This window comes from Croceitalea dokdonensis DOKDO 023 (assembly GCF_001306415.1).
GTDB classification, from domain to species: Bacteria; Bacteroidota; Bacteroidia; order Flavobacteriales; family Flavobacteriaceae; genus Croceitalea; species Croceitalea dokdonensis.
In genome coordinates this window covers 251,020-273,922 of record NZ_LDJX01000002.1, presented here as the reverse complement: position 1 = coordinate 273,922, position 22,903 = coordinate 251,020, and the positions used below count along the sequence as shown (strand labels likewise).

12 protein-coding genes, 2 tRNA genes and 1 rRNA gene are annotated in these 22,903 nt (G+C 43.0%); 8 read left to right on the top strand and 7 right to left on the bottom strand.

Annotated elements, in window-relative coordinates; all coding sequences use genetic code 11:
- A complete protein-coding gene (locus I595_RS04725) occupies positions 1–183 on the top strand; it encodes a CPXCG motif-containing cysteine-rich protein (protein ID WP_054558243.1) in 183 nt (60 codons plus the stop codon).
- 106 nt (positions 184–289) lie between these two features.
- Here the strand turns inward: I595_RS04725 and I595_RS04720 are convergent, their stop codons facing one another.
- From I595_RS04720 to I595_RS04705, 4 genes are all read right to left on the bottom strand, one after another.
- Entirely contained in the window at positions 290–982 is a 693-nt protein-coding gene (locus I595_RS04720; protein ID WP_054558242.1) for a TapB family protein, read from the bottom strand.
- Between the two features lie 9 nt (positions 983–991).
- Positions 992–2,308 carry an OmpA family protein gene (locus I595_RS04715; protein ID WP_054558674.1) on the bottom strand — a complete coding sequence of 439 codons (1,317 nt, stop codon included), beginning with the start codon at positions 2,306–2,308 and terminating at the stop codon, positions 992–994.
- Positions 2,309–2,413: 105 nt separating this feature from the next.
- Positions 2,414–4,876 (bottom strand): hypothetical protein, encoded by a 2,463-nt coding sequence (locus tag I595_RS04710; RefSeq protein ID WP_054558241.1) that lies wholly within the window; start codon positions 4,874–4,876, stop codon positions 2,414–2,416.
- A gap of 35 nt (positions 4,877–4,911) precedes the next feature.
- Complete coding sequence (locus I595_RS04705; RefSeq protein ID WP_054558240.1) at positions 4,912–5,511, bottom strand: ribonuclease HII; 600 nt, start codon at positions 5,509–5,511, stop codon at positions 4,912–4,914.
- A gap of 279 nt (positions 5,512–5,790) precedes the next feature.
- On the opposite strand from I595_RS04705, the gene I595_RS04700 reads away from it, so the two are divergent.
- The 3 genes from I595_RS04700 to I595_RS04690 are packed head-to-tail and all read left to right on the top strand — an operon-like array spanning position 5,791 to position 11,194.
- Positions 5,791–8,823, top strand: coding sequence for a SusC/RagA family TonB-linked outer membrane protein (locus I595_RS04700; protein ID WP_054558239.1), 3,033 nt, complete (start codon positions 5,791–5,793; stop codon positions 8,821–8,823).
- An 18-nt stretch (positions 8,824–8,841) separates the two neighbouring features.
- Complete coding sequence (locus I595_RS04695) at positions 8,842–10,338, top strand: RagB/SusD family nutrient uptake outer membrane protein (RefSeq protein WP_054558238.1); 1,497 nt, start codon at positions 8,842–8,844, stop codon at positions 10,336–10,338.
- Positions 10,339–10,348: 10 nt separating this feature from the next.
- Positions 10,349–11,194 (top strand): hypothetical protein, encoded by an 846-nt coding sequence (locus I595_RS04690; protein ID WP_157449648.1) that lies wholly within the window; start codon positions 10,349–10,351, stop codon positions 11,192–11,194.
- A 991-nt stretch (positions 11,195–12,185) separates the two neighbouring features.
- On the opposite strand, the gene I595_RS04680 is transcribed toward I595_RS04690, so the two are convergent.
- The 3 genes from I595_RS04680 to I595_RS17790 all read right to left on the bottom strand — a co-directional run bounded on the left by I595_RS04680 (position 12,186) and on the right by I595_RS17790 (position 18,014).
- Complete coding sequence (locus I595_RS04680; RefSeq protein ID WP_054558235.1) at positions 12,186–12,911, bottom strand: hypothetical protein; 726 nt, start codon at positions 12,909–12,911, stop codon at positions 12,186–12,188.
- A 94-nt stretch (positions 12,912–13,005) separates the two neighbouring features.
- Entirely contained in the window at positions 13,006–13,749 is a 744-nt protein-coding gene (locus I595_RS04675; RefSeq protein ID WP_083467495.1) for a hypothetical protein, read from the bottom strand.
- On the bottom strand, positions 13,746–18,014 hold the full coding sequence (locus tag I595_RS17790) for a thrombospondin type 3 repeat-containing protein (RefSeq protein WP_054558234.1): 4,269 nt from the start codon (positions 18,012–18,014) through the stop codon (positions 13,746–13,748). Before I595_RS17790 ends, I595_RS04675 begins: the two co-directional genes overlap by 4 nt.
- Positions 18,015–18,166: 152 nt before the next feature.
- On the opposite strand from I595_RS17790, the gene I595_RS04665 reads away from it, so the two are divergent.
- The 4 genes from I595_RS04665 to I595_RS04650 all read left to right on the top strand — a co-directional run bounded on the left by I595_RS04665 (position 18,167) and on the right by I595_RS04650 (position 22,670).
- Positions 18,167–20,185, top strand: coding sequence for a putative porin (locus I595_RS04665; protein WP_054558233.1), 2,019 nt, complete (start codon positions 18,167–18,169; stop codon positions 20,183–20,185).
- 309 nt (positions 20,186–20,494) lie between these two features.
- A 16S ribosomal RNA gene (locus I595_RS04660) occupies positions 20,495–22,018 on the top strand.
- A 191-nt stretch (positions 22,019–22,209) separates the two neighbouring features.
- Positions 22,210–22,283, top strand: a tRNA-Ile gene (locus tag I595_RS04655).
- 313 nt (positions 22,284–22,596) lie between these two features.
- Positions 22,597–22,670, top strand: a tRNA-Ala gene (locus I595_RS04650).
- Positions 22,671–22,903 lie beyond the last annotated feature (233 nt).

The window sequence follows — 22,903 nt, the reverse complement described above, 5'->3', positions numbered from 1 at the left end:
ATGTTTGAACATTTTTTTCAATGTCCGTACTGTTGGGAAGAAATCTCTATGTTGTTGGACAGTTCCATAACAGAACAATGCTATGTAGAGGATTGTGAAGTGTGCTGTAATCCCATAGAGGTACATCCTAGGTTTGAGTCTAATGAACTCATTGCCTTTTACGCTAGGGATATAGAGCAATAAGTAGCTCCAGCCTTAAAAATGAACCCCCAACTTGGTTAAAAAGCCGGGGTGTTCTATGGGATGCCAACGGAAGCCCGTAGTGTTGGTTAATGGTAATATCTGGCTTTTATTTTTTAAAACTGGTCAAGACCGTACTTCCCGTTAGTTTGCCGTTTTTAGAATAGCTTTCTTGCTTGATCATGCCAACCCCTGCTGCAAACCAAACCCGGGAAGGAAAGGATTGTTTCATGATCATGGCTTTTACTTTGTTGTCCGTGTAAATGACAAAACAATCAAAAGTTCCAGCTGGGGTGGTCACGGTTTCCTTTTTTTCCACGGCACGGTTGGTTAAGTCTACGGTCGTTGTCATGTTTACCCCGCCCATACTCATTTTTAACGTAACATTTGCATCGCTAAGTTGTTGGCCAACGGTTAAGTCGTTCGGAAGTTCTAGATCGGTGCCGGTGATGTCCATTTCCATTTCTCGGTACTGCTCCAACATATTGGGAGGTATCAGGGAGTTGTAATCCACGTTTACCATATTTCCGGTGCAGGTAAAGCTATAATCCGTGCGGTAGATTTCCTGACCCTTTTTATCGTTTAGTTCCATGGCCATGGTTGCAGTTGTGTTTGGTCCATTAGCTGCAACGTTGGTGACCTGGTAAGAAGCCGTTCCTTCAGTTTTTCCTTTTTTGTCATAATTGGTGTATTCAAAAGAGGCACCCTCTATCATAGGGTAGTATTTGCTACAGTTGTTTTGTGCAATGGCAACGGATGAAATTAAAAAAATAAGTATGGTCTTCAAATACATGTTCTTCATGATAAATTATTATTGTTTGATAAATTCTACCCTTCTGTTCTGTGCCTTTCCATCAGCGGAAGTATTGTCCGCAACAGGTTCAGAGGCTCCCTTACCCTCCGTAAGTAGCCTGTCACCGGCAACCCCATAAACAGTTACAAGGGTTGTTTTAACTGCATCGGCCCGTTTTTTGGATAGTTCCATGTTCATGGCATCACTTCCATCGCTATCCGTGTGGCCCACTATGCTAAGGCTTAGGTTGGCATCCTGCTGCAGCACCTGATAGATTTGCCTTATGATTCCCATAGATTCTGGCTTTAGGGTAGCAGAGCCAGATTTAAAGAGAATTCCGTTGGTGGATATTTTTCCTTCAGCAATTAGCTTTCTTCTTAAATCTATGCCCCCTTCCGATACTTTTACATTGGTGATAAAAAGTTGCTCTTTGCCATCTTTAAATCCAACAGGTTCTAATTTAAGTGTATTGATCTTTCCTTCTGAGACTATTCTGGGGATATCAACATATTTGGTTTCGTTGATCCATAGCCGGAAACGCTGTTTGTTCACCGCAATGGAAACATGTGGCCTCCCTTTGATAATTTCCCTGATATCAGCAGAAATTCTATTGTCTACCAACACCTTTCCGTCCTTTCTGCCCCACATCCGTATACCTTGGGCTATATACTGGCAAAAAGGCAAGTAAGCATAAACGACGTTTTTACCGTATCCAAAATTGTCGCTTTCATCCAATATTACATGCAGCATGGCCTGTGAAGACGTTTGGCTGTCCAGCCCCGTGGTGTAGAGGTCAAACTCAATGGTATACTCCTCTGGTAGGGGGCCAACGTCTGGTACAAAGTAAGAGGACATTTTCATGCCAAACCAATTATCCTCTCCAATGGTGACTACCTCACCGCCGCCATCGGTGTTCCATTTAGCTGGGAAATCACCGATAAAATCATTGGAAAAATCGTCAAAAAATAACGTTTTGTCGCCTGGCACAAAATCGAATTTGCTATAGATTTCCAGTGCTGGATTTTCTGTAGCCACCTCATTCCCAGAGGTTGTGTTTGGGGAATCTACTGTGGGCATGTCCTGTTCCCTTTGGTTATTACCATCCTTGGAACCTTTGTCCTGGGGTGTTCTTTGGTTTCCGCCTCTAGGTTCCAAGATAGAATCTAACGTCTGGTCGGTTTTTTTGGAGGCCTCGTTTTCTACCCTCCTTTCAATAGTGCGTTCTGCAGCTTTTTGGGCTTTTTTTCCAAGTTTTTTTAAGAATTGTCCTTGTGCTGTACTGGAACATAGCGTTATGGTAAGTACCAGTATGCACAGCCTTCCTATTCTTTTCATTTTCAATATGGTTTTTCGGGTTTTGTAGTATGGGCCCAAAAATAAAATTTGAAAGTATATAGAGGATGGTCTTTGTATACCCTGTACCCAGAATTGTATAAGCGGCTAGTATTCCATTCTGTAGGTAATGATGGAGTTGTCTTGGTCCTTGGCAACCAGTTCTAGCTTGTTGTCCCCGTCCATATCCATCATATCAATAAGGGAATTTCCATAAATGGGAAAGTTTTTAATGGGTTTGGCCTGGCTGTCAAAAAGGTAAATTTGCTGATTTTGTATATCGGTTACGGTGACGTAGATTTTATCCTTGATGTAGAAAATTTTTGGTTTGGTGTACACTCCTAGTTCTAAAACCACCTTTTTACCCTTTATGCTAATGGTGTTTTCATCCATGAGCACTAGTGTTTTGGAAGTGGCATACATGCCATGATCATCGTTTAGGTTAAAATTGGTCTTGGTGATGTTACCTTTGGTATCTATTTGGTGGAGCACCCCCTTGGTATCGGTAATTGAAAATTTGTTCTTGTAGAGAAAAAGTGGATTGTTGGAAAAAGGGATGGAGGCATCCACTTTGATGCGTTCCCTACCGGCACGATGCCGGATGGTGATGGTATTGTTGTCCAATAGATAGACCAAATAGTCTTTTTTGGCTATCCTAAAATGTTGGGGTGCCCTTACGATACCATGGCTAGCTTCTTTAAACGTATAACCATCTACAATAGCACCTCGATTGTTGTACATGAAGGTCTTGTTTCCCTGGGTGACCACAAAACGATAATCCCTTGTATTCTCATAATCAAAAACAGCCAGTTCATTAAGGTTGCCACCTTCATAAGACATTTGGAAGGGAGCCACAACGGTGCCATTTCTATCCAAAACCAAAAATTGGTTATTGGTACAAAAAGCCAATTGCAACCTACCATTTTTATAGATATCCACTTGGTGAACACTGCCTCTAATTGGGCCGTCCAGTTGTTTTTTCCAGATTACTTTTCCCTTTGGGGAGATAAGGTATAGGTTATGGTCAATGTCCTGCACTAAAATTTCAAACGTATTGTTTCTATGGTTTTTCACAAATTGGGGATTTGTGGCCAAATCGCTATCCAATTCCAATGTAAATAGGGTGTTAACGCCTAAGTCCATGGTTTCTTTTTCGGATTTTGAAATGAGTAGGTTGGTATGCAAAAAATCAGTATCCATGACCCATTGTCCCGCGAAGGCATGTTCAGAAAAATCAATATCTTCCACATCCTTGGCAAATGTATCTGTAAACCCTAGTGGAAAGGGGTTGGAGATTCCCTTTTGGTTAGCTACAAAAAATATGGATGATTCTGATGCCAAATTGCTTTGGACACTTTTATAGGTAATTGTTTTATCGAAAGTGGTGCCAAGTTTTACGTTCGCGATTATGGTTTTAAGGGTTTCTTTATCCTTGGCAAAGAGTAAGGCGTTGTCCATAAAACAAACATAATTGCTTTCAACATTGGAAACCAAAGGTTTAAAGTGTTCGACCAAAATATTCTTAGCATTTATTTGGTAGATTTCTTTTCCCTGATACGCTTCATTGGCAACCTGGTTTTCCAGGATATATGCCGTAAGATTGTCCGCGCCATAAGAGTTTAAAACCACGGCCTTTTTTTGGTCTAATGCAATCAGTCCTACTTCTTCAATAGTATTAAAAATAGTGTCCGGTGTTTTGATCACATCCAAAAATCTATTTTTATTAGCTGCAAAAGTGGCGTAGTCCCCAAAGTTGAAGGACAACACGGACGAGCTGTTCTGAGGTGCATATTTAAAACTCGTATGTTGTTGAGGGGTAGTTCCTTTGAACAAATTAAGGTAGTTGGTAAGGGAATCGTTGGCAAGGGTAACCCCACTCAACAAAATCGTATTTTGATTTGGATTAATGTCAAGGGCCATCCAATCGGCAAAACGGGCAATCTGGTTTTCGTCCTGCTCTATCAAATTGGTAAATAAGGTCTTGCCATCTTTTAAATTTATAAATACGATGGCTGTTTTGTTGGGATTTGCTGTGGACATCAGTTTTTCAAGAGCCTTGGGATGTTGGTTATTATAGGCTGTCCTAATGGTGTTCTCAAGTAGCATCTTGGAGGAGGATATAAGGACTTTCCCCTTAACATCATGGACAAATATAGCTGTGGTATTAAACGCATACCGGGAAATGGTGGTTCCCTCATACGTAAAGTTTTCTTGGCTTAGGTCTGATATGTTTTCTGTAGGGACAAGGGTAAAATCGTCTACAAGTGCCAAAAACTCAAAATTGGCCTTTCCTTGTTCATAGAATGCGAGGGTTAATTCCGTAGGGGAGTCCAGGTAATGTAGCCCCTTCATTTTTTCCTGAATATGGGCATAGATTTGGCTATCCTCAAAAGCTGTGATTATGGAATTATTCTTTAGCTCGCTTTTAAAGGCATCAAGATGGTTTATTTTGATAATGGCAGCAGGATTGGTCAAAAAATAAGGCAGCGGGGAAGTAGTATCCTGTTGTTTTTCAACACAGGCGCTCACAAAAATCAACAAAACAAGATAAAAGCTATATCGTATGCGCATGAGTTTTCATTTCAAAAGAAACAAAGTTACATGCTTTAAGGTATTTCAAGTCGCAATTGCCCTGGTAATTGTTTGAAGCTTTTTCGGTGGTATTTGGTGAGTCCGTATGTACGGATGGCCTCCCGGTGCTCTTTAGTGGGGTATCCTTTGTTTTGTTTCCAATTGTACATAGGGTATTCTTCGTGTAATCTTAGCATTACGGCATCTCTGGAAGTTTTGGCCAATACGGATGCAGCGGCAATACTCATATATTTGGAATCTCCCTTGATGATGCATTCAAATGGGATTTCACCAAAGGGCTTAAACCGGTTGCCATCCACTAAAATTAAGCTAGGCCTTACCGTTAATTGTGCCAAGGACCGATGCATGGCCAAAATAGCGGCATTTAGAATGTTAATATCATCAATTTCCGGCTCTGGAACATGGCAAACCCCGTAGCTTACCGCTACCTCCTTTAATAAGGGAAGCAGCTGCAGCCTTTTTTTTTCAGATAGTTGTTTGGAGTCTTGGAGGGTTTCATTGGCAAATCCTTTGGGCAAAATAATGGCGGCCGCGGTTACCGGTCCGGCCAAACAGCCACGTCCGGCTTCATCAGTGCCTGCTTCATTCTGGGTTTTGTAAAAGGGTAACAACATAACCAAAGTTAAAACGGGCTCTAAGGTAACCACATGGCATTAGAATTAATGGGCTACTCCCAATTTATATTTTTAGAAATGTCAAAAGATTTTTTTGGGTAAAACATGTTTTATAATTGTTAAAATATTGTGATTTATATGGTAAAAATCTTTGTTTAATGATTTTATGCAAAATATTCAACAGATTTTAACAAATGGAAGGCAAATCGTGCTCCAATCCTTGGTTTTTTATGGATTTATTAGCACATTTGGCGTTGACTAATTCAAAAATCACACTAAATGAAATCTAAACTAGCTTACATGTTAGCCCCTTTGTTGGTGCTTTGCATGTCGTTTTCTTTTGCACAAGAGAGAACAATTTCAGGTAATGTTACCGATCAAAGTGGGATGCCTTTGCCGGGTGTGTCTGTGATTATCGTGGGCACACAAACAGGTACACAAACGGATTTTGATGGGAATTACAGTATTAATGCAAGCCCAGGACAAAACCTTCGCTTTAGTTATTTAGGTCAAAAAACCGTAACGAGGCTTGTGGGCAGTTCGTCAAATATTGACGTTCGGATGGAAGAGGATGCCGAGGCCTTGGAAGAGGTGGTAGTGCAAGGGTATCGTACGGCGACCAAAGAGACTTCAAGTATTTCCTCACAAACCATTACCTCTGCAACAATTGAGAACAGGCCAAACGCTAACTTGGTGCAGACGCTCTCCGGCCAGGTAGCCGGTCTTAACATTACTGCCGCAACCGGGCAACCGGGCGCAGCACCTAATGTAGTGTTAAGGGGTCAAGGTTCTATTACGGGTAACAATGAGCCGCTTTATATTATAGACGGTATTCCTGTAGATGCGAACGCTTTTAGGAGCTTAAATCCTAATGACATTGACTCTTTCTCTGTGTTAAGGGATGCTGGTGCAACGGCTATCTATGGTAACCGTGGTGCCAACGGGGTCATCATTATTAAAACAAGACAGGGGGGGTATAATCAAGGCCTGCAAATTAATTATACGGGCATTACCTCTTTTTCCACTTTACAGGATAACAAATATGACTTAATGGATTCCCAAGAGCAATTACAGCTCGAAAGACAGCTTGGTCGTGGCAGGGGGTCTATCTTATCCGAAGCTGAAATTGCAGCGGCACCTACCTTTGATTGGTCAAACTTCTTTTTTGACACGGGTGTAACGCAGAATCATACTTTAAACATGAGTAGTGGTGCTGAAAATATCAACCAATTTACTTCTTTGGGCTATTTTGAACAAGAAGGTATTTTGTCCGACTCCGACTTAAAGCGATTTAATATTAGAAGTAATATCAACGGTAAGTCTAGTAATGACAAGTTTAATTATGGGTTGAGTTTGGGTATCAACTACTCGGAGTCTAACGAGCCTAACAATGTTGGTGGTTCTGGTATCAATAGAAACTATATTTTAGGGGCCTATCAATCGGTGCCTTATATCACGGCAGACGATTATACCAATGGGGCAGACCTGCTTTCACCGCTGTCTTTTGCCAATACGCCTTTGTTCTTGTTAGATAGGTTGCGCACCTTTACAAGGCAAGAAGATGAAGTGCAGTTATTGGGAAGTTTAAATGCTTCTTATAAAATTACACCTTCTTTAACGGCAAACGTGGTGTTAAGTTCAGAATTCAGGGATGAGATAAGGACCACTGCAGAAGGTCCGGAATCCTTCAACGCTCTTCTTTTTGCGCAAGGAAAAGATCCATCTGGAACCCAGTTTCAACAATCTACCAGACAGTTTTCTTACAACCAGGTAACTTCGCTCAACTGGGCCAAGGTATTTGGAAAGCACTCCTTGGATATTGGTGTCTACACAGAATATTTTAAGGCACATTTTCAAGAGTTTGGATATACACAAGAAGGTTTAGATCCAAAAACATTTGCTCCAGGTGATGGTTCCGCATTTATTGGGGATAACCCAGACAATGATTTTTATGTGGACTCCGTTAACGCCAATATTTTAGATTCTGGTTTGTTCTCCTACTTTGGATCATTGGATTATGATTACGATACCAAGTACGGTTTTGCCGCTACGCTACGTAGGGATGCCTCTTACCGATTCTCTGGCAGTAATCGTTGGGGTACTTTCTGGTCTTTAGCCGGGCGTTGGAACATTCACAATGAAAGTTTCATGGACGGTTCTATCTTCAATATTTTAAAGTTAAGAGCTTCGTATGGTACAACAGGTAACCAAAACATAGCTAATACAGGTACGCCAGGCATTTATTTTGATGCACCAGATAGAACCCGTGATTTATTCGCAACGGGGACGGGATATGGAGCTGCCAATGCCCTATTCTTAAGCCAAATTGGTAACAGTACATTACAGTGGGAAACCATAACTACAGCAAACCTTGGTTTTGACTTTGAGATGTTCAATAGTCGTGTTCGTGGTACGTTGGAAGGTTATATTAGAACAACAACTGACTTATACTTAGAGTCGCCTATTTCTGCCATAAACGCGGTTACGGAATTAAATACCAACTCAGGTGAACTAGAGAACAGGGGGGTAGATTTTACCTTAAACTATGATGTGTTTAGGGGACAGGATTTTAATTTAACATTGAGTGCCGTTGGTAACTTTAATGAGCAGGAAATCATTGACCTACCCACAGAAGATGGTACCGTAATTGACGGAGGTCTAACAGCTTTGCGAGAAGGGGGTAGATTGGATGAGTATTATACCTATAGATATGCGGGGGTAAACCCAGCAAACGGAAACCTTTTGTTCCTTACCGCAGACGGTAACGTTACGGAAAACCCAGACGTGGATAATGACAGGGTGTTCTTAAACAGTAACCGAGCTCCAGATTGGAATGGAAGTTTTTCGCTACAAGCGGATTACAAAGGTTGGTTTACTACCGTACAGATGAACTATGCTTTTGGGGTAGATCGTTATGATTTTGATTTAAGTGGTTTCCAGAGCCCGGATAACGTGGGGCAGTTTAGAACCACGCGCGACTTGTTGAGGGCCTGGACTCCAGATAATAGGGTCACGGACATCCCTGCTTTAAATGCCACTAATAGGGCGTTAGGCGGGTCTTCTGATCGCTATTTAAGGGATGCGGATTTCATGAGGCTGCGCTTTGCTACCATTGGGTACAGCTTTCCGGCAAAGGCCTTAGAAGGTACCGGTTTTAGCAAGGTAAGTATTTTTGCCAATGGTGAAAACCTGCTAACGTTCACCAAATGGAGGGGATTTGATGTAGAGACCTTAAACGCAACCAATGTGACCCAATCGCGTTTATATCCTACCCCAAGGACATTTTCTATTGGTTTTGAATTAGGATTTTAATAAAAAATAAGAGCTATAATGAAAAGTTTAAACAATGTTATGTTACTACTGGCCGTAATTTTGATATGGTCATGTAATGATGCAATAGATATTCAACAGCCCGGACGTTTAGGGGCTGAGGAAGCATTCCAGTCGGCAGCCGATTTGGAGCAAGGTATCCTTGGGGTATACAATGAGTTTGATGTCACCCAAGAAATCCAGTTCAATGCAGTATTTACTGATGAAATTTCCATAGGATTTGATAATGGTGGACAAGGTTTGGGCAATGGAGAGTATGGATTTATCCTGAATGCAGGGAGCAATGCACCAACTGCCCTTTGGATCAACCAGTATGATGCCCTAAATGCGGCAAATAGGCTAATTGAAGCAGCGGTGCAGATCACACCTGAGGCAGATGAACAAGCTGCCTACAACAATGCATTGGGAGAGGCATATGCCCTACGTGCTTTTGCCCACTTTCAGTTATTGTCCTATTTTTCCCCGGACTACGCAGATGACAGTGCTCTAGCGGCCATTTTATTGGATTTTGTTCCCACGGTAGATCAACAGCTGCCAAGGGCAACAAACGCGGAGTTTTATGCGCTCATCGAGTCTGATTTAAACCAGGCAGCGAATTTATTGACGGTAGAAAGCAGTGCTACATTTGTGAGCCAGGATTTTGTGACCGCACTAAGGGCGAGAATTGCTGCTTATCGTGGTAACTATGGACAGGCAGCTACTTTTTCCCAAGAGCTTATCGATAAATATCCATTGGCCAATAGGGCGGAATATGAAGCGATGTTCTTGGATGCCATTAATACGGAAATTATTTTTAAGTTAGAGCGAACCATTAATGACGATTATGACGGTCAAGGTAGCACAGGTAGCGGGACTGCCGGTGGTTGGGCTGGTGCCAATTTTGCTTTTGTGGACGGAACCATAGATGGTTCTCCTTATTTTGAAATGGGCAGGTCGTTATTCAACCAAATAGACCCAGCAGATATACGGTTTGATGTCAATATCAATAATACCTCCATCATTAGTCCTGATTACCAGAGCGCTGCAGATTTCCGTAATGAAGATATCTTGGTTATAGGCAAATATTTTGGAAATGAAAAGCCGTTATTAAATGATTTAAAAGTCTTTATAGCGTCCGAGATGTTATTGATTAGAGCAGAGGCTTATGCAGATGCTGGAAACTTTAATGGTGCCTCAAATTCAACGGCCGCACTTCTTAAACAGTTAAGAGATGCTAGATTTGGTGCAGATACTGCCTTACCTACTTTTGCTAACGAGGCGGAGGCTTTTGGTGCCATCTTAGACGAGCGCAGGTTAGAGTTGGCTTTTGAAGGGCATCGTTGGAAGGATTTAAAAAGAATTGGCGCGCGAGGTAACCGTGCTATAGATAGAGATCCTTTGGATTGCGCCGTGAATGGTGCCTGCAATTTACCTGTAGATGATTTTAGGTTTACCATGCCGATCCCTCTAGTGGAATTAAATGCGAACAATAACATTCAGCAAAATCCTGGATACTAAAATGAGAACAATGAAAAAATATGTTTTAGCAACACTGACCGCTTTTGCACTCGTTTTGGGTTCTTGCGGTGACGAAGAAGTGGTTATTTTTGATGTTGATAATGGCCAGACCCTTGGAGCGGTCACCAATGGTGCAGAGCAGACATTACCTGTTCCAGACACCGGTGATACAGCAATCATTAGAGTGGGTGTAACCACGGTCTCTAACACAGACCGGGCAGTATCCATAAGTGTGAATCAAGAGTTGACAACTGCTGCACCAGCTGAATATACCATTGACCCAGCGTCATTGGTAATTCCTGCTGGGGAGTACGAGGCGGAAATCCGTGTAGACGCTAATTTTGACGCTATCCCAGAAACTGGGGTAACGTCTTTAGTAGTAAATATAGATGACATCCAAGGTGCCGATATTTTGGAAGGGCAGTTGACCCATCAAGTTAATTTCTTTAGATTTTGTCCATTTCAAAATGGGGCTACCTTTACTGGAGATTATCAATTAGAGATGTTGGCGACAGGTATTTTTGACTCTGAAACCTTAGCGAATGGTGTGGTAAGTGTAAGCCAAGGTGCAACAGTGGCAGATAGAAGTTTTTCCGTAGTTCCTTATCCAGGGTTAGGTACTTTTGATCCTTTTACCTTTAGTTTTAGTTTAATCTGCGGGGAAGTTGTAGTTGTTCCTGTGGAAAGTATCGGTGTAGGATGCGGTGGTGGTAACGCTGTTGGTCCCTCCGCTACAGTGGTATCTACATATGATGAAACAGACGATTCAGAGTTTATCATCAATTTCGTAGATGACGTAAGGGCCCAGTGCCAAGGCGTAAGCTATGAAGTGTCTTTTAGGTTGACTAAGATTTAAACAGTACTTTCAAGCCGCTATTAGCTTAGAGTTTTATACAAAGCCTGACGATTTTCAATCGTCAGGCTTTTTGTTTGTTGCCCTCCATATTACTAATTAAGTTGACAGTAAACACAATTAAAATGTCTTGCGCTGACCTAGATAGTCCGGGGTAGATAGTTACCAAAGTTAATGACGTATTGTTTACTTGGTTTAATGCAGATCGGTAAATATTTAAGGTAAATGGAGGTTTTTTTTGAAATGATAATGTTATTTGTTTCTCCTTGTGGGAATGTAGCCTTAGCAAGTCTGTATGCTTGTAATTTGAGATTTGAATTGTGATTATCCGCGGTTTAAAGAATCATGGGATATTTAAGTATAATCTGTTGTGTAGTTTGATGGGTGGAAACAACCAATGTCATGGGAGTGATTTTGAAGAACAAAAATGGGCCCTAAGTCGGATTTTTAAACTAAGAATTCGATTTTAGATTCGCCTTTTTGGAGGTAGGTACATTTATCTTTCCGCATATCAGGATTATGCGCTCAGTTGGTCTAATGGTGCTAGACTTCACTATAGCTCAAGGTATGGCAAAAGCTAACTTTGTAAAGTCTGCGCGTTTTTGGCTGGAAACTTTTTTAAGATTAAAATCGGAGGTAAAACGGGAATTCCACCAATCGAGGTAAAGTGTTTGGTAAAAAAAATGGTCGGGTACAGGTGGATTTAAAAAGATGTATCCAATGAATAAGGATATCGTTTAAGCGCTCATGTACTCCCTAATGCGGGTGCAAGCTTCATGCATTAATCATTTAGGCTTTTACCTGCTACCTTAGAATATGATGCTCCTAAGTTACACTTATGGAAATGAAAAGAGGAGCTATAAAGCCAATAAGCTGTATTGGAAGTAATATAATTTAAAGTATGTTGTGTTTACGCATTGCACTTAATGTTGTAACATTAAAAAAACCGCAACATTGTAATAAGGTTGCGGTTTTTCGCGGAAAAAAATTGTAGTCAGGGAGTATTGGGGTTATTCAACGTATTCGCGTATTCAATGAGCTCAATCGCCTCCTTTTCCGACTTTAATTTATTGCTGGATTGTTTTAAGAATTCTTTGAGTTTTTCTTCATTTCCAAGATGTTCCAGTAAATCCTTTTTCTTAAGTTTTATTTCCTTTGCGACCTTAATCTCTGGCGAAGTTAGATAATAACTTACGTCGTCATTAAATGTTGGTGGAGTGGATTGTTTGTAGCTAGAGACAGCTTCCTTTCCAGGCACAAATATTTTAGACACCCTTTTGTAGAGTTGCATGCCATCAGATTCATTCAATGAGATAGCATATCCACTTACCGTTTTATTGTTTCTTTCAAATTCAATAATACGATAGCGGTCACCTATTATTTGGGCTTCAAGGTAAGGTCTTTTGAACAATGCTGTAATTTCACCATCCTTTTTCATTTCAATCTCGTCCGCATAGGCATTATACCTAAGCCTTGCGGGATAGGAAGAGGTGTCATTGGCAATTATCGTTGCGTTTAGAAAATTCTCATTTAAATAAGGGGACCCTACCAAATCATTTGGTAGGTTTCCATTCTTTTTGAGTGCCGTATTTTGTAAAAAAGCAGTCGGTAAGTTAAAGGTATTGGCACTTGCGCTGGTAACATTGGTGCCTACTTGTCCGTAGGTAAAAACGAATCCAAAAAATGCAGCGGTTCCAAGAAAAATATGTTTAGCAATCATAGACATTTATTTTAGCCCCCAAGATAAAAAATCTGTCGTCTATTTATAGTTTAAGAACTATTAAACCTATCTTAATTTTAGCAATTAAAAGGTTCTAATTCACAAAAAAGTCAAACAGTTCCGATTGGGATTGGTTTCCTTGTGCATCTATCGTAGTGACTCTCCAGAAATATCTGGTGTTTGCAGTGGTCGCAACATTTTCCAGTGTGGTGGTGTTCACTGGTCCTTCTGAGGCCAGATTTGCGGCATCTGTACCAAAAAACACTTCGTATGAGGTAATGTCGTCATCAATATCACTTCCAGACCAGGAAAGGTCTACGGTGGTGCTTGTGGGCAAATTGGCTCCCCTGGCTGGGGCAATGGCCAATGCTGGAAAGGGAGCGTAGTTTTCAATGCCGGCACCTTCATTATAAAATCTAAATGTTTGGCTAACTGCGGTTTCCGTAGTGCCCGTAGCCCGCGAGGTGACAAACCAAGAAAAGGGGGTTCCACGGTCAATCTTGATATCTGCCTGCGGTGTATTGGACAATACCCTGATTACGTTTAAGGTATTTAGGTTGGTAATGGATACCTCATAGTTATCCGTGTTCTGTCCTGCATTCCATTGAAAAGTCACCGTACTAAGAGCCGTGTTGTTAGGGTCTACAACTCCGGTGTTGCATTCTGTTTCGTCCTCAGGAAAAACCAAGGTGGCAGCCGTAGGCGCGGGAATCATAGGAGTATCGTCCTCTCCGCCGGTTGTCGGCGGTGTATCGTCCCCACCACCACTGCTACTGCAGGCAACTATCATCAATAAGCCCATTAGGGCTAAAACGTATTTGTGGGTGTTGATTTTCATCGTTTTAAAATTTTATAGTTGTACAGGTATTCATTGCTTTTGAGGTTAAGTAGATATACACCATCCTCCAAACTGTCCATGCTCAATCTAATTTCACGTTTTTCGGTAAAAACAGCTTTCTGCATAATAAGGCTGCCATTAAGGGCAAACAAGGAAATGGTTACTTCTTCCGTAGGGCTGTTGGCCAAAATAATATCTACATAGCCCGTGGTGACGGGATTGGGGTACACAATTAAATCGTCAGATAAAATAATGGTCTCCTCAAATACCCCTTGGCAGTCTAATTCTGTTTTAACCCTTAGTGTATTCTTAACTGCATCTAGATCAAGAACTATTTGCTCTTCTTGTGTAACAAAGGTTCTATCATTAAATTCAATAATATAGCTTTTAGCTCCCCGTAGGTTTAATGTAATCTGATTGTCCAGACTGTTTATTTGGGAGGATACGCTCAAAGGTTCGGGTTGCGTAATACTTAATTCAAAACACTGCTCAAAATCCGCCTGGCCTGCTACGGTGATGCAGAGCGTATAATTACCCGCGGATAGATTTCCCAAAGTAATGGCATCCGTAAAGGTTTCCGATGCTAGCGCAACGCCACTCTGACTTAATGTAGCGGTGTAGTCCAAAGCTTGGGTAGCGGCAACTGCGATACTGCCATTGTCAGATGCTATACAGGATTCACCGATAGTCTGGATGGCAAAATTGTTGTTGGGCAAGGTAAATACAGGACACCCAGTAGCGTCTACCGTGGAGTTAGCCGGGGTGTCTGGACAAGTATCCACGTTGTTGGGAACCCCATCATTATCCGAATCATCATCACAGTCATCTCCAATACCATCACCATCTGCGTCTTCCTGGTTTGGATTGGCAATTAAGGGACAATTGTCGTCCACATCCATAATACCGTCATTATCATCGTCAGCATCGCAAACATTACCAATGCCATCACCATCCGTATCAAGCTGGTTGGCGTTTGCCAACAAAGGGCAATTGTCATCCACGTCCAAGACACCGTCATTGTCATCATCATCATCATCCTGTACTCCGGCAACCATGAAATCGTCAATAACTACCCCTTCTTGGTTAACACTAGGGTCTGATTGGAACACGATTCTAAAAAGGATATTGTCCTCATTGGTAAGGTCCGTTTCACCATTGGCTGCGTTTTGGACAAAATCATAGCTGTAGGTAGTTAAGGTTGCATTGGTTCCAGTCCACTGACCTCCCGGACAGTTTTGGCAATCAACACCACCACTAGATTCGTTTGTCCTATCGCTATTGTACCACAAGGGAAGACTGTTTTGGGTTCCCAATAAGTTCCAGGTAAGCGCATCATCCGTAGAGTATTCTACATACACGATATCATAATCTTGTTCCAGATCAAAAGCCATATCAAATTGGAGTACGGGAGCCACAATGGAAGACAATTCATAACATCCGCTTACTAAAAAACTGATATTTCCATCGGGGTGGTTTCCAGATAAATTGGTGGCATATGCCTGCTGCCCGGAGGATAGTGTGTTTAATAAAGTACCTGTAGGAGTACCCAGTTCCCATGCACTTGTTCCCGTTGGTGCAAAGTTGGTAAGGGTGGTTTCATCGGTTTCCATGTTAAACAACTGGTTTCCCGTTCCAAAACGGTTGTTGATGAAATCCACGTTTAAGGTATTATTATCGGCAAAAGCATCCCCGTTCACCACGGCTTCAATGGAAAGTTCATTGCTGCCTAACGGAACTTCGCTTAAAGCAGGAAGTGTTATGTTAGTTGTCTCATTTGGATTTAAGGTTCCCGTCCAAGTAAAGGTATTGTTGATTGCCCCGTTCAATGTAACCGTGAAAGTAGCTTCCGTTATAGGGTTTAATCCTTTGTTCTCTATTACCGCGGTCGGAATTATTTCCCCACAAAGTACTTGGGCACTCTCTGGACTTACTTGTACCAGCCTAATATCATCATCAGGTGTTTGCACGGGAATCGGGGACTGCCAAATACCCCTTCCGTAGGTGGAAGCGGTAATAGTTTCCTCTTCCTCATTAATTTCTAGATCACTAACGGTGGTGCTGGGTAGGTCCGTGAAGTATTCCTCCCACTCGGTAAGGGTGTCATCCAATCTGTAGACGCCCAAGTTAGTGCCAACATAGATAGGATTGTCCGTATGTCTACCTTGGCTTGCAATGGCAAAAAAACCTTGATCCGTATCCAAATTTAAGGTGATATTTTCCTCAGGACCAGGATCGCCATTAGCATTTACCGCTACACGGTAAACCCCTCTTATAGGTGTTTGGGCAGACTGCCTAATGCCAACGCGACTAGAGGTGGTCACATAGATAAAAGAACCATCGTTCTGATTGATGGCTATATCTGAGATAATGGAATCAAATCTATTGAATGCGGAGAAAGTTAAGCCGCCATCATTGCTCCGAAACAAAAAATCTCCTTCGGCGGCATAAATAATGTTCGGGTCTGTGGGGTGGGTTTCAATATCATCAATGTTTCCGGAACCAAAATCGTTGGACCACCTTTCCCAGGCATTGCCCACCAATTTGTACACCGCAGAATCATATCCTGCGTAAACACTGCCATCTATTCCTACCGCCAATGGGGTAATCCAATTTCCTTCGGAAGGAGAACCAACCGTTCCAACACTTTGCCCAGCATTTGTGCTTATCCAAAGCGGGCTCCCAAATTGTGAGAAACCGTAAAGGATGTCTTGGTTGTTGGGGTCAACCTCGTAATCCATACCATCCCCACCAGTATACACGTTCCAAGTATCTCCCGTACCTACAAAACCTGAATTGTCCTGCGTGCCACCAACAATACGCTCCTTGTTGTTTTTGGCCACCGCCACACGATAAAACTGGGTGACCGCCATGTTTTCCGTCCTATCCGTAAAGGAAGCCCCCCCATTATCAGAGGTATAAAGGCCACCATCGGTAGCTGCAAAAAGCACATTGTTAAAAAACTTCAAGGTATGGATGTCCGCATGGGTGTAGGCAGCACTATTTACGAACCATTCATTTACCTTCTGAAATGAATCCCCGCCGTTAAAACTTTTCCAAATGTTAAGGCATCCCATGTAGACTTCATCAGCGTCCGTGGGGGATACGGCAATGGCCAGATCAAACCAGGCTTGGTTAGATTCCATGATATTGGTGGTATTGGGGCTCTCTATAAAAGTCTCGCCGCTATCCGTGGATTTGTACAGCCCTTGGTATTCATAATCTTCCGCCTGTGTTTTGGCGGTAAGGATGTAAACCACTTCAGGATTGGCCGGGGAAACGTCTATGACCCTTCTACCGGAGGATGTGGGTAGTATATCCGTAATTTGGGTAAAGGTGTCGCCATCGGTGCTCTTAAAGTATTGCGAGTTTGTAATGGCATAAACCGTATTGGGATCCCCAGGTTTTAGCCTAAAGTCCGTAATGTTACCAGCCCTTTTCCTGTCCCAGGTAGCTCCTGCATCCAAGGATTTAAATAATCCAAAACTTGTGGCTACCCATATGATGTTGGAGTTCGTAGGGTCTATGGCTATTTCGCTCATTAATCGGTTGTCCGTCCAATTAGGGTCAGAACTTATGCCCAATCCTGTTTCTTGCCAAGAGCTTCCTCCATCTGTGGATTTAAACACGCCTATACTGTAGGAGTCTGCCGCATCGTCATCCCCTGTGGCAATATAAATGGTATTGCTGTCATTGGCGTCTATGGCGATTGCAGACACCCCAATTTGCAAAAAGTCATCAAAAAGGGTAGTCCAATTTTGCCCTGCATCGGTAGATTTCCAAATACCACCAGAAGGTGCCCCTGCGTACCAGATATTAGGATTATTAGGGTCTACGGCCATGGCATTCATCCTTCCTGTACCTGGCAGGCCGCTAGCTTGTATTCCTGGTCTCACAGGACCCACGGGCGTCCAGGCGCTTGTAGGGTTTGGGACGGAGTTGTTAAACCGCTTTCTTTTCCAGCTCTCATATAATTGCTTGCTGCTGGGTAGATAGCCATTGGCATCTACCATGTGTTTCCAGTAATTTTCCCAACGCATGTAAGGTTTAAAACCACTACCCTTTTTGTTTTTATCCTTGGTTTCCCAGTAGCGGTTAAAAGCGGCCGTAATCTCGTAAATACTGTATTGTTTTTTGTTTTCTGGATTCCTTGATTTTGAAACTGTTTTGGATTTTTCAAGGTTTTGCATCCATGGAGCACTCTCAATATACTGTGCCGATGCCACTGCGGCGCATAGCCACAATAGAATAAAGTAGTAATTTTTCATAGCAAATTAATCTGCTCGTAAGATACTCTTTTTTTGTAAAGAAGAATTCACGGCAATGCAATTATTTGATGAACTGCCGTGAAAAGGGTTAACACAAATTAAAGGCAGCTCAAAAATTAAATTAAATACCTTTGGGGTGATAAAAGCATTTGATGAAAGGAGGGCTCGTTATTATTTTTCTGTTGCTTCCATTATTGACGGTAGCCCAGGAAAAGGAACCACAAGACAAAAAAAGGAATCCAGGGTTTGGCCAAAAAGATACGACCCTTAGGGTTCCCCGGCAGGACAAATTGGCCAAAAGAAAGGAAAGGCAAGCAAAAGACGACATTAGCATAGGGGATTATGTGGTTTTTGGCCATGACTTGGACGCTACGTTTGTAGATACTACTTTGACGATAGAAAAGGAGTATAAGTATAATTTTCTTCGCAAGGATGATTTTGAGTTGATGCCGTTTTCCAATGTGGGACGGCCGTACAATTCCCTCGGACGTAATTTGGAAAATGGCACTATGTATCCGCAATTAGGGGCAAGGGCAAGACATTTTGGATATTTAACTTCCAACGATATTAAATATTACAAGGTGCCAACGCCCATGACGGAGCTGTTCTTTAAGACAACATTGGAGCAAGGTAGGATGCTGGATGCGTTACTTACCTTTAATACAACACCAAGATTTAACTACTCCATCGCGTACAGGGGGTTTAGGTCTTTGGGAAAGTTGCCTTTTGACCAAGTGGAATCGGGAATATTTAGGACAACCTTCAATTACAGGACAAAGAATGAACGTTATGTAGTACAGGGCCATTATGCCTCCCAAGATTTTTTTGGGCAGGAAAATGGGGGATTGTCGGAAAGGGTAGTGCAGTTTGAGTCTGGAGACGATAATTTCTTTGATCGTTCAAGGCTGGATGTAGCGTACAGGAACGCGAGAAACCAGGTGCTTTCCAAAAGATATTTTTTAAATCACAGCTTTGATTTGCTAAAAGTCCAAAACGATTCTATTAAACAACGAAAGACAGCATTAACGCTAGGGCATCAATTTGAGTACGAATCCAAATTTTATCAATTTACTCAAGAAGCACAAAACGGTTCTTTTGGGGATACGTTTGACTCGCCCATAAATGACAAGGCTACATTGAAAACACTGTTCAATCAAGTATCGGCACAGTTTTCCAATACGGCCTTGGGGGAAATAAAAGCAAGTATCAATACCTATAACTATCAGTATTTTTTTAATCGAATCTTAATAAACGATGATCAAACCATCACCAATGAACTGGAGGGGAATGAAATTGCCGTTGGGGGCGATTACAAGAACAGTATTGGTAAACTTGATGTTGATGGAGGTTTTCGGTACAATCTTTCCGGTGATTTAACAGGTACGCTGTTTGACGCCAAGGTAAACTATCGTTTAAATAAGAAGCATACGGTTTGGGCTGCCATTCACGGATCATCGCGGGCGCCCAATTTTAATTTTCTATTGTACCAAAGTGATTACCGTAATTTTAATTGGCAAAATGATGCGGTATTTGAAAAACAACAGGTACAGACCCTATCCGCAGGTTTTGAATCCAAACCCTTTGGCGACTTTAAGGTAAAGTATACTGCGGTAGATAACTATACGTATTTTGGAATAGATGAAAATTTAAGGGGAGAATCAGATTTTTTAACCGGTATCATTAATACAGTGGTAAGGCCATTTCAGGAAACTAACACTATAACCTATCTAAAGCTAACCTACAACAAGGAATTCCGATACAGAAAATGGGCATTGAACAATACAATAATGTACCAAAATGTTGGACAAGACAACAGGGTAATGAATCTGCCAGATTTGGTGAGCAGAAACACCTTATATTTTTCTAGCGATGTCTTTAAAAAGGCCATGTACCTGCAGACAGGCGTTACCTTAAAATATTTTACGGCGTACAATATGGACGGTTACCACCCGCTATTGGGAGAGTTTTTTGTGCAGAATCTAGAAGAGCAAGGGGCTTTTCCCATGCTAGATGTGTTTGTGAATGCCAAGGTACGGCAGACCAGAATTTATTTAAAAGCAGAACATTTGAATACTATCTGGACAAATAACTACAATTTCTATGCAGCACCAAACTATCCTTATCGGGATTTTGTGATTAGATTCGGACTGGTCTGGAACTTTTTTTCCTAAAAATCCAAAGTGATATTTATTGTTAGTTGCTGATTATCAAGGGTCTTTTTTGATAAGAAAAAAACATTGCAAAAAAGATTGGTTATTGTTTGCAGGAATTAAAAAAGAGTATCTATATTTGCACCCGCTTTGCAGATGAGCATGGCGATGGACGGACGGGGAATCGTAGGGATTTTGGGTCAGTCCGGGAAGAATAAAGAAGTTCATATACATATTGTAATAGACAGCGTAAAAGAGAGAAAAGAACCATTTTGACGTCAAGGGGCTTTAAAAGGGTTGGTCGTGGTATCGCGAGATATTTAAAGATCAACAATGAAGAGTTTGATCCTGGCTCAGGATGAACGCTAGCGGCAGGCCTAACACATGCAAGTCGAGGGGCATCGGGAGTAGCTTGCTACTTGCCGGCGACCGGCGCACGGGTGCGGAACGCGTATGGAACCTACCTTTGTCATGGGAATAGCCCAGAGAAATTTGGATTAATGCCCTATGGTAATACGGGATCGCATGATTTTGTATTTAAAGATTCATCGGACAAAGATGGCCATGCGTACCATTAGTTAGTTGGTGGGGTAACGGCCCACCAAGGCAGCGATGGTTAGGGGCCCTGAGAGGGGGATCCCCCACACTGGTACTGAGACACGGACCAGACTCCTACGGGAGGCAGCAGTGAGGAATATTGGACAATGGAGGCAACTCTGATCCAGCCATGCCGCGTGCAGGATGACGGCCCTATGGGTTGTAAACTGCTTTTATACGGGAAGAAACGCACCTACGTGTAGGTGTTTGACGGTACCGTAAGAATAAGGACCGGCTAACTCCGTGCCAGCAGCCGCGGTAATACGGAGGGTCCGAGCGTTATCCGGAATCATTGGGTTTAAAGGGTCCGTAGGCGGGCGTATAAGTCAGGGGTGAAAGTTTGTGGCTCAACCATAAAATTGCCTTTGATACTGTACGTCTTGAGTTATAGTGGAGTTGCCGGAACATGTGGTGTAGCGGTGAAATGCATAGATATCACATAGAACACCGATCGCGAAGGCAGGTGACTAACTATATACTGACGCTGATGGACGAAAGCGTGGGGAGCGAACGGGATTAGATACCCCGGTAGTCCACGCCGTAAACGATGGATACTAGCTGTCGGGACCTCGGTCTCGGCGGCCAAGCGAAAGTGATAAGTATCCCACCTGGGGAGTACGTTCGCAAGAATGAAACTCAAAGGAATTGACGGGGGCCCGCACAAGCGGTGGAGCATGTGGTTTAATTCGATGATACGCGAGGAACCTTACCAGGGCTTAAATGTAAGTTGCATGGGGCAGAGATGTCCCTTTCTTCGGACCACTTACAAGGTGCTGCATGGTTGTCGTCAGCTCGTGCCGTGAGGTGTCAGGTTAAGTCCTATAACGAGCGCAACCCCTACCGTTAGTTGCCAGCATGTAAAGATGGGGACTCTAACGGGACTGCCGGTGCAAACCGTGAGGAAGGTGGGGATGACGTCAAATCATCACGGCCCTTACGTCCTGGGCCACACACGTGCTACAATGGCCGGTACAGAGGGAAGCCACCACGCAAGTGGGCGCGGATCTATAAAACCGGTCACAGTTCGGATCGGGGTCTGCAACTCGACCCCGTGAAGCTGGAATCGCTAGTAATCGGATATCAGCCATGATCCGGTGAATACGTTCCCGGGCCTTGTACACACCGCCCGTCAAGCCATGGAAGCTGGGGGTGCCTGAAGTCCGTCACCGAGAGGAGCGGCCTAGGGCAAAATCGGTAACTAGGGCTAAGTCGTAACAAGGTAGCCGTACCGGAAGGTGCGGCTGGAACACCTCCTTTCTAGAGACGATGTGCCAGATTGGCCCTGTTCTTTGGGGGAAAGGTGGTTCGAGCTCTTTTATGTTGTCTATCGATATGTTGTTAAAGATATTGTACTGTTGTAAACAGGCCAAGACAGTCTCATACCTGCCTACCGGCAGGCAGGGCCCAGCCAGCTGGGCGCTGTGCACGGGAGGTTGATTGGGATTTACAGTCTCATAGCTCAGCTGGTTAGAGCGCTACACTGATAATGTAGAGGTCGGCAGTTCGAGTCTGCCTGAGACTACAGGTCGAAAGGCATGGCGAGAAGCCTGTCCTGAGCGTAGCCGAAGGGAGTCTGCCTGAGACTACAGGTCGAAAGGCATGGCGAGAAGCCTGTCCTGATCGTAGCCGAAGGGAGTCTGCCCGGGACTACAGGTCGAAAGGCATGGCGGGAAGCCTGTCCTGGGGGTAGCCGAAGGGGGTCTGCCCGGGACTACGACGTTCATTGATTGGAATATTGAAGGAAATTCTGGAAGTTGGGACAAACTAGTTGTTGGTTCTTGGTTGATGGTTGATGGTGGAGCTGTCAACGTACGACAGACAACGATCAACTAACTGGGGGATTAGCTCAGCTGGCTAGAGCGCCTGCCTTGCACGCAGGAGGTCATCGGTTCGACTCCGATATTCTCCACAAGAGCCCCCTCCGGCTCCCCCAAAGGGGGAGGGTCGAAGGGATACCTTCTCTCCTTTGGGGAGATGCCCAGAGGGCAGGAGGGCTTTAACGTTCATTGACATATTGGGACGGAGCGCAACGATTTAGGTCGTTGGAGCGAAGTCAAAGAAAGAAGAAACTTAAGTAGTAGAATAGAATACGATTAGTTTTAAAGTAATCAAGGATTACGAGAGGGCACTCCCATTTTAGGA

What these genes read in the sequence shown, in the direction of transcription:
- I595_RS04725 (WP_054558243.1), top strand. Translation starts at nt 1, where the DNA reads ATGTTTGAACATTTTTTTCAATGTCCGTACTGTTGGGAAGAAATCTCT.
- I595_RS04690 (WP_157449648.1), top strand. Translation starts at nt 10,349, where the DNA reads ATGAAAAAATATGTTTTAGCAACACTGACCGCTTTTGCACTCGTTTTG.
- I595_RS04675 (WP_083467495.1), bottom strand. Translation starts at nt 13,749, where the DNA reads ATGAAAATCAACACCCACAAATACGTTTTAGCCCTAATGGGCTTATTG.
- I595_RS04710 (WP_054558241.1), bottom strand. Translation starts at nt 4,876, where the DNA reads ATGCGCATACGATATAGCTTTTATCTTGTTTTGTTGATTTTTGTGAGC.
- I595_RS04695 (WP_054558238.1), top strand. Translation starts at nt 8,842, where the DNA reads ATGAAAAGTTTAAACAATGTTATGTTACTACTGGCCGTAATTTTGATA.
- I595_RS04720 (WP_054558242.1), bottom strand. Translation starts at nt 982, where the DNA reads ATGAAGAACATGTATTTGAAGACCATACTTATTTTTTTAATTTCATCC.
- I595_RS04680 (WP_054558235.1), bottom strand. Translation starts at nt 12,911, where the DNA reads ATGATTGCTAAACATATTTTTCTTGGAACCGCTGCATTTTTTGGATTC.
- I595_RS17790 (WP_054558234.1), bottom strand. Translation starts at nt 18,014, where the DNA reads ATGAAAAATTACTACTTTATTCTATTGTGGCTATGCGCCGCAGTGGCA.
- I595_RS04705 (WP_054558240.1), bottom strand. Translation starts at nt 5,511, where the DNA reads ATGTTGTTACCCTTTTACAAAACCCAGAATGAAGCAGGCACTGATGAA.
- I595_RS04700 (WP_054558239.1), top strand. Translation starts at nt 5,791, where the DNA reads ATGAAATCTAAACTAGCTTACATGTTAGCCCCTTTGTTGGTGCTTTGC.
- I595_RS04665 (WP_054558233.1), top strand. Translation starts at nt 18,167, where the DNA reads ATGAAAGGAGGGCTCGTTATTATTTTTCTGTTGCTTCCATTATTGACG.
- I595_RS04715 (WP_054558674.1), bottom strand. Translation starts at nt 2,308, where the DNA reads ATGAAAAGAATAGGAAGGCTGTGCATACTGGTACTTACCATAACGCTA.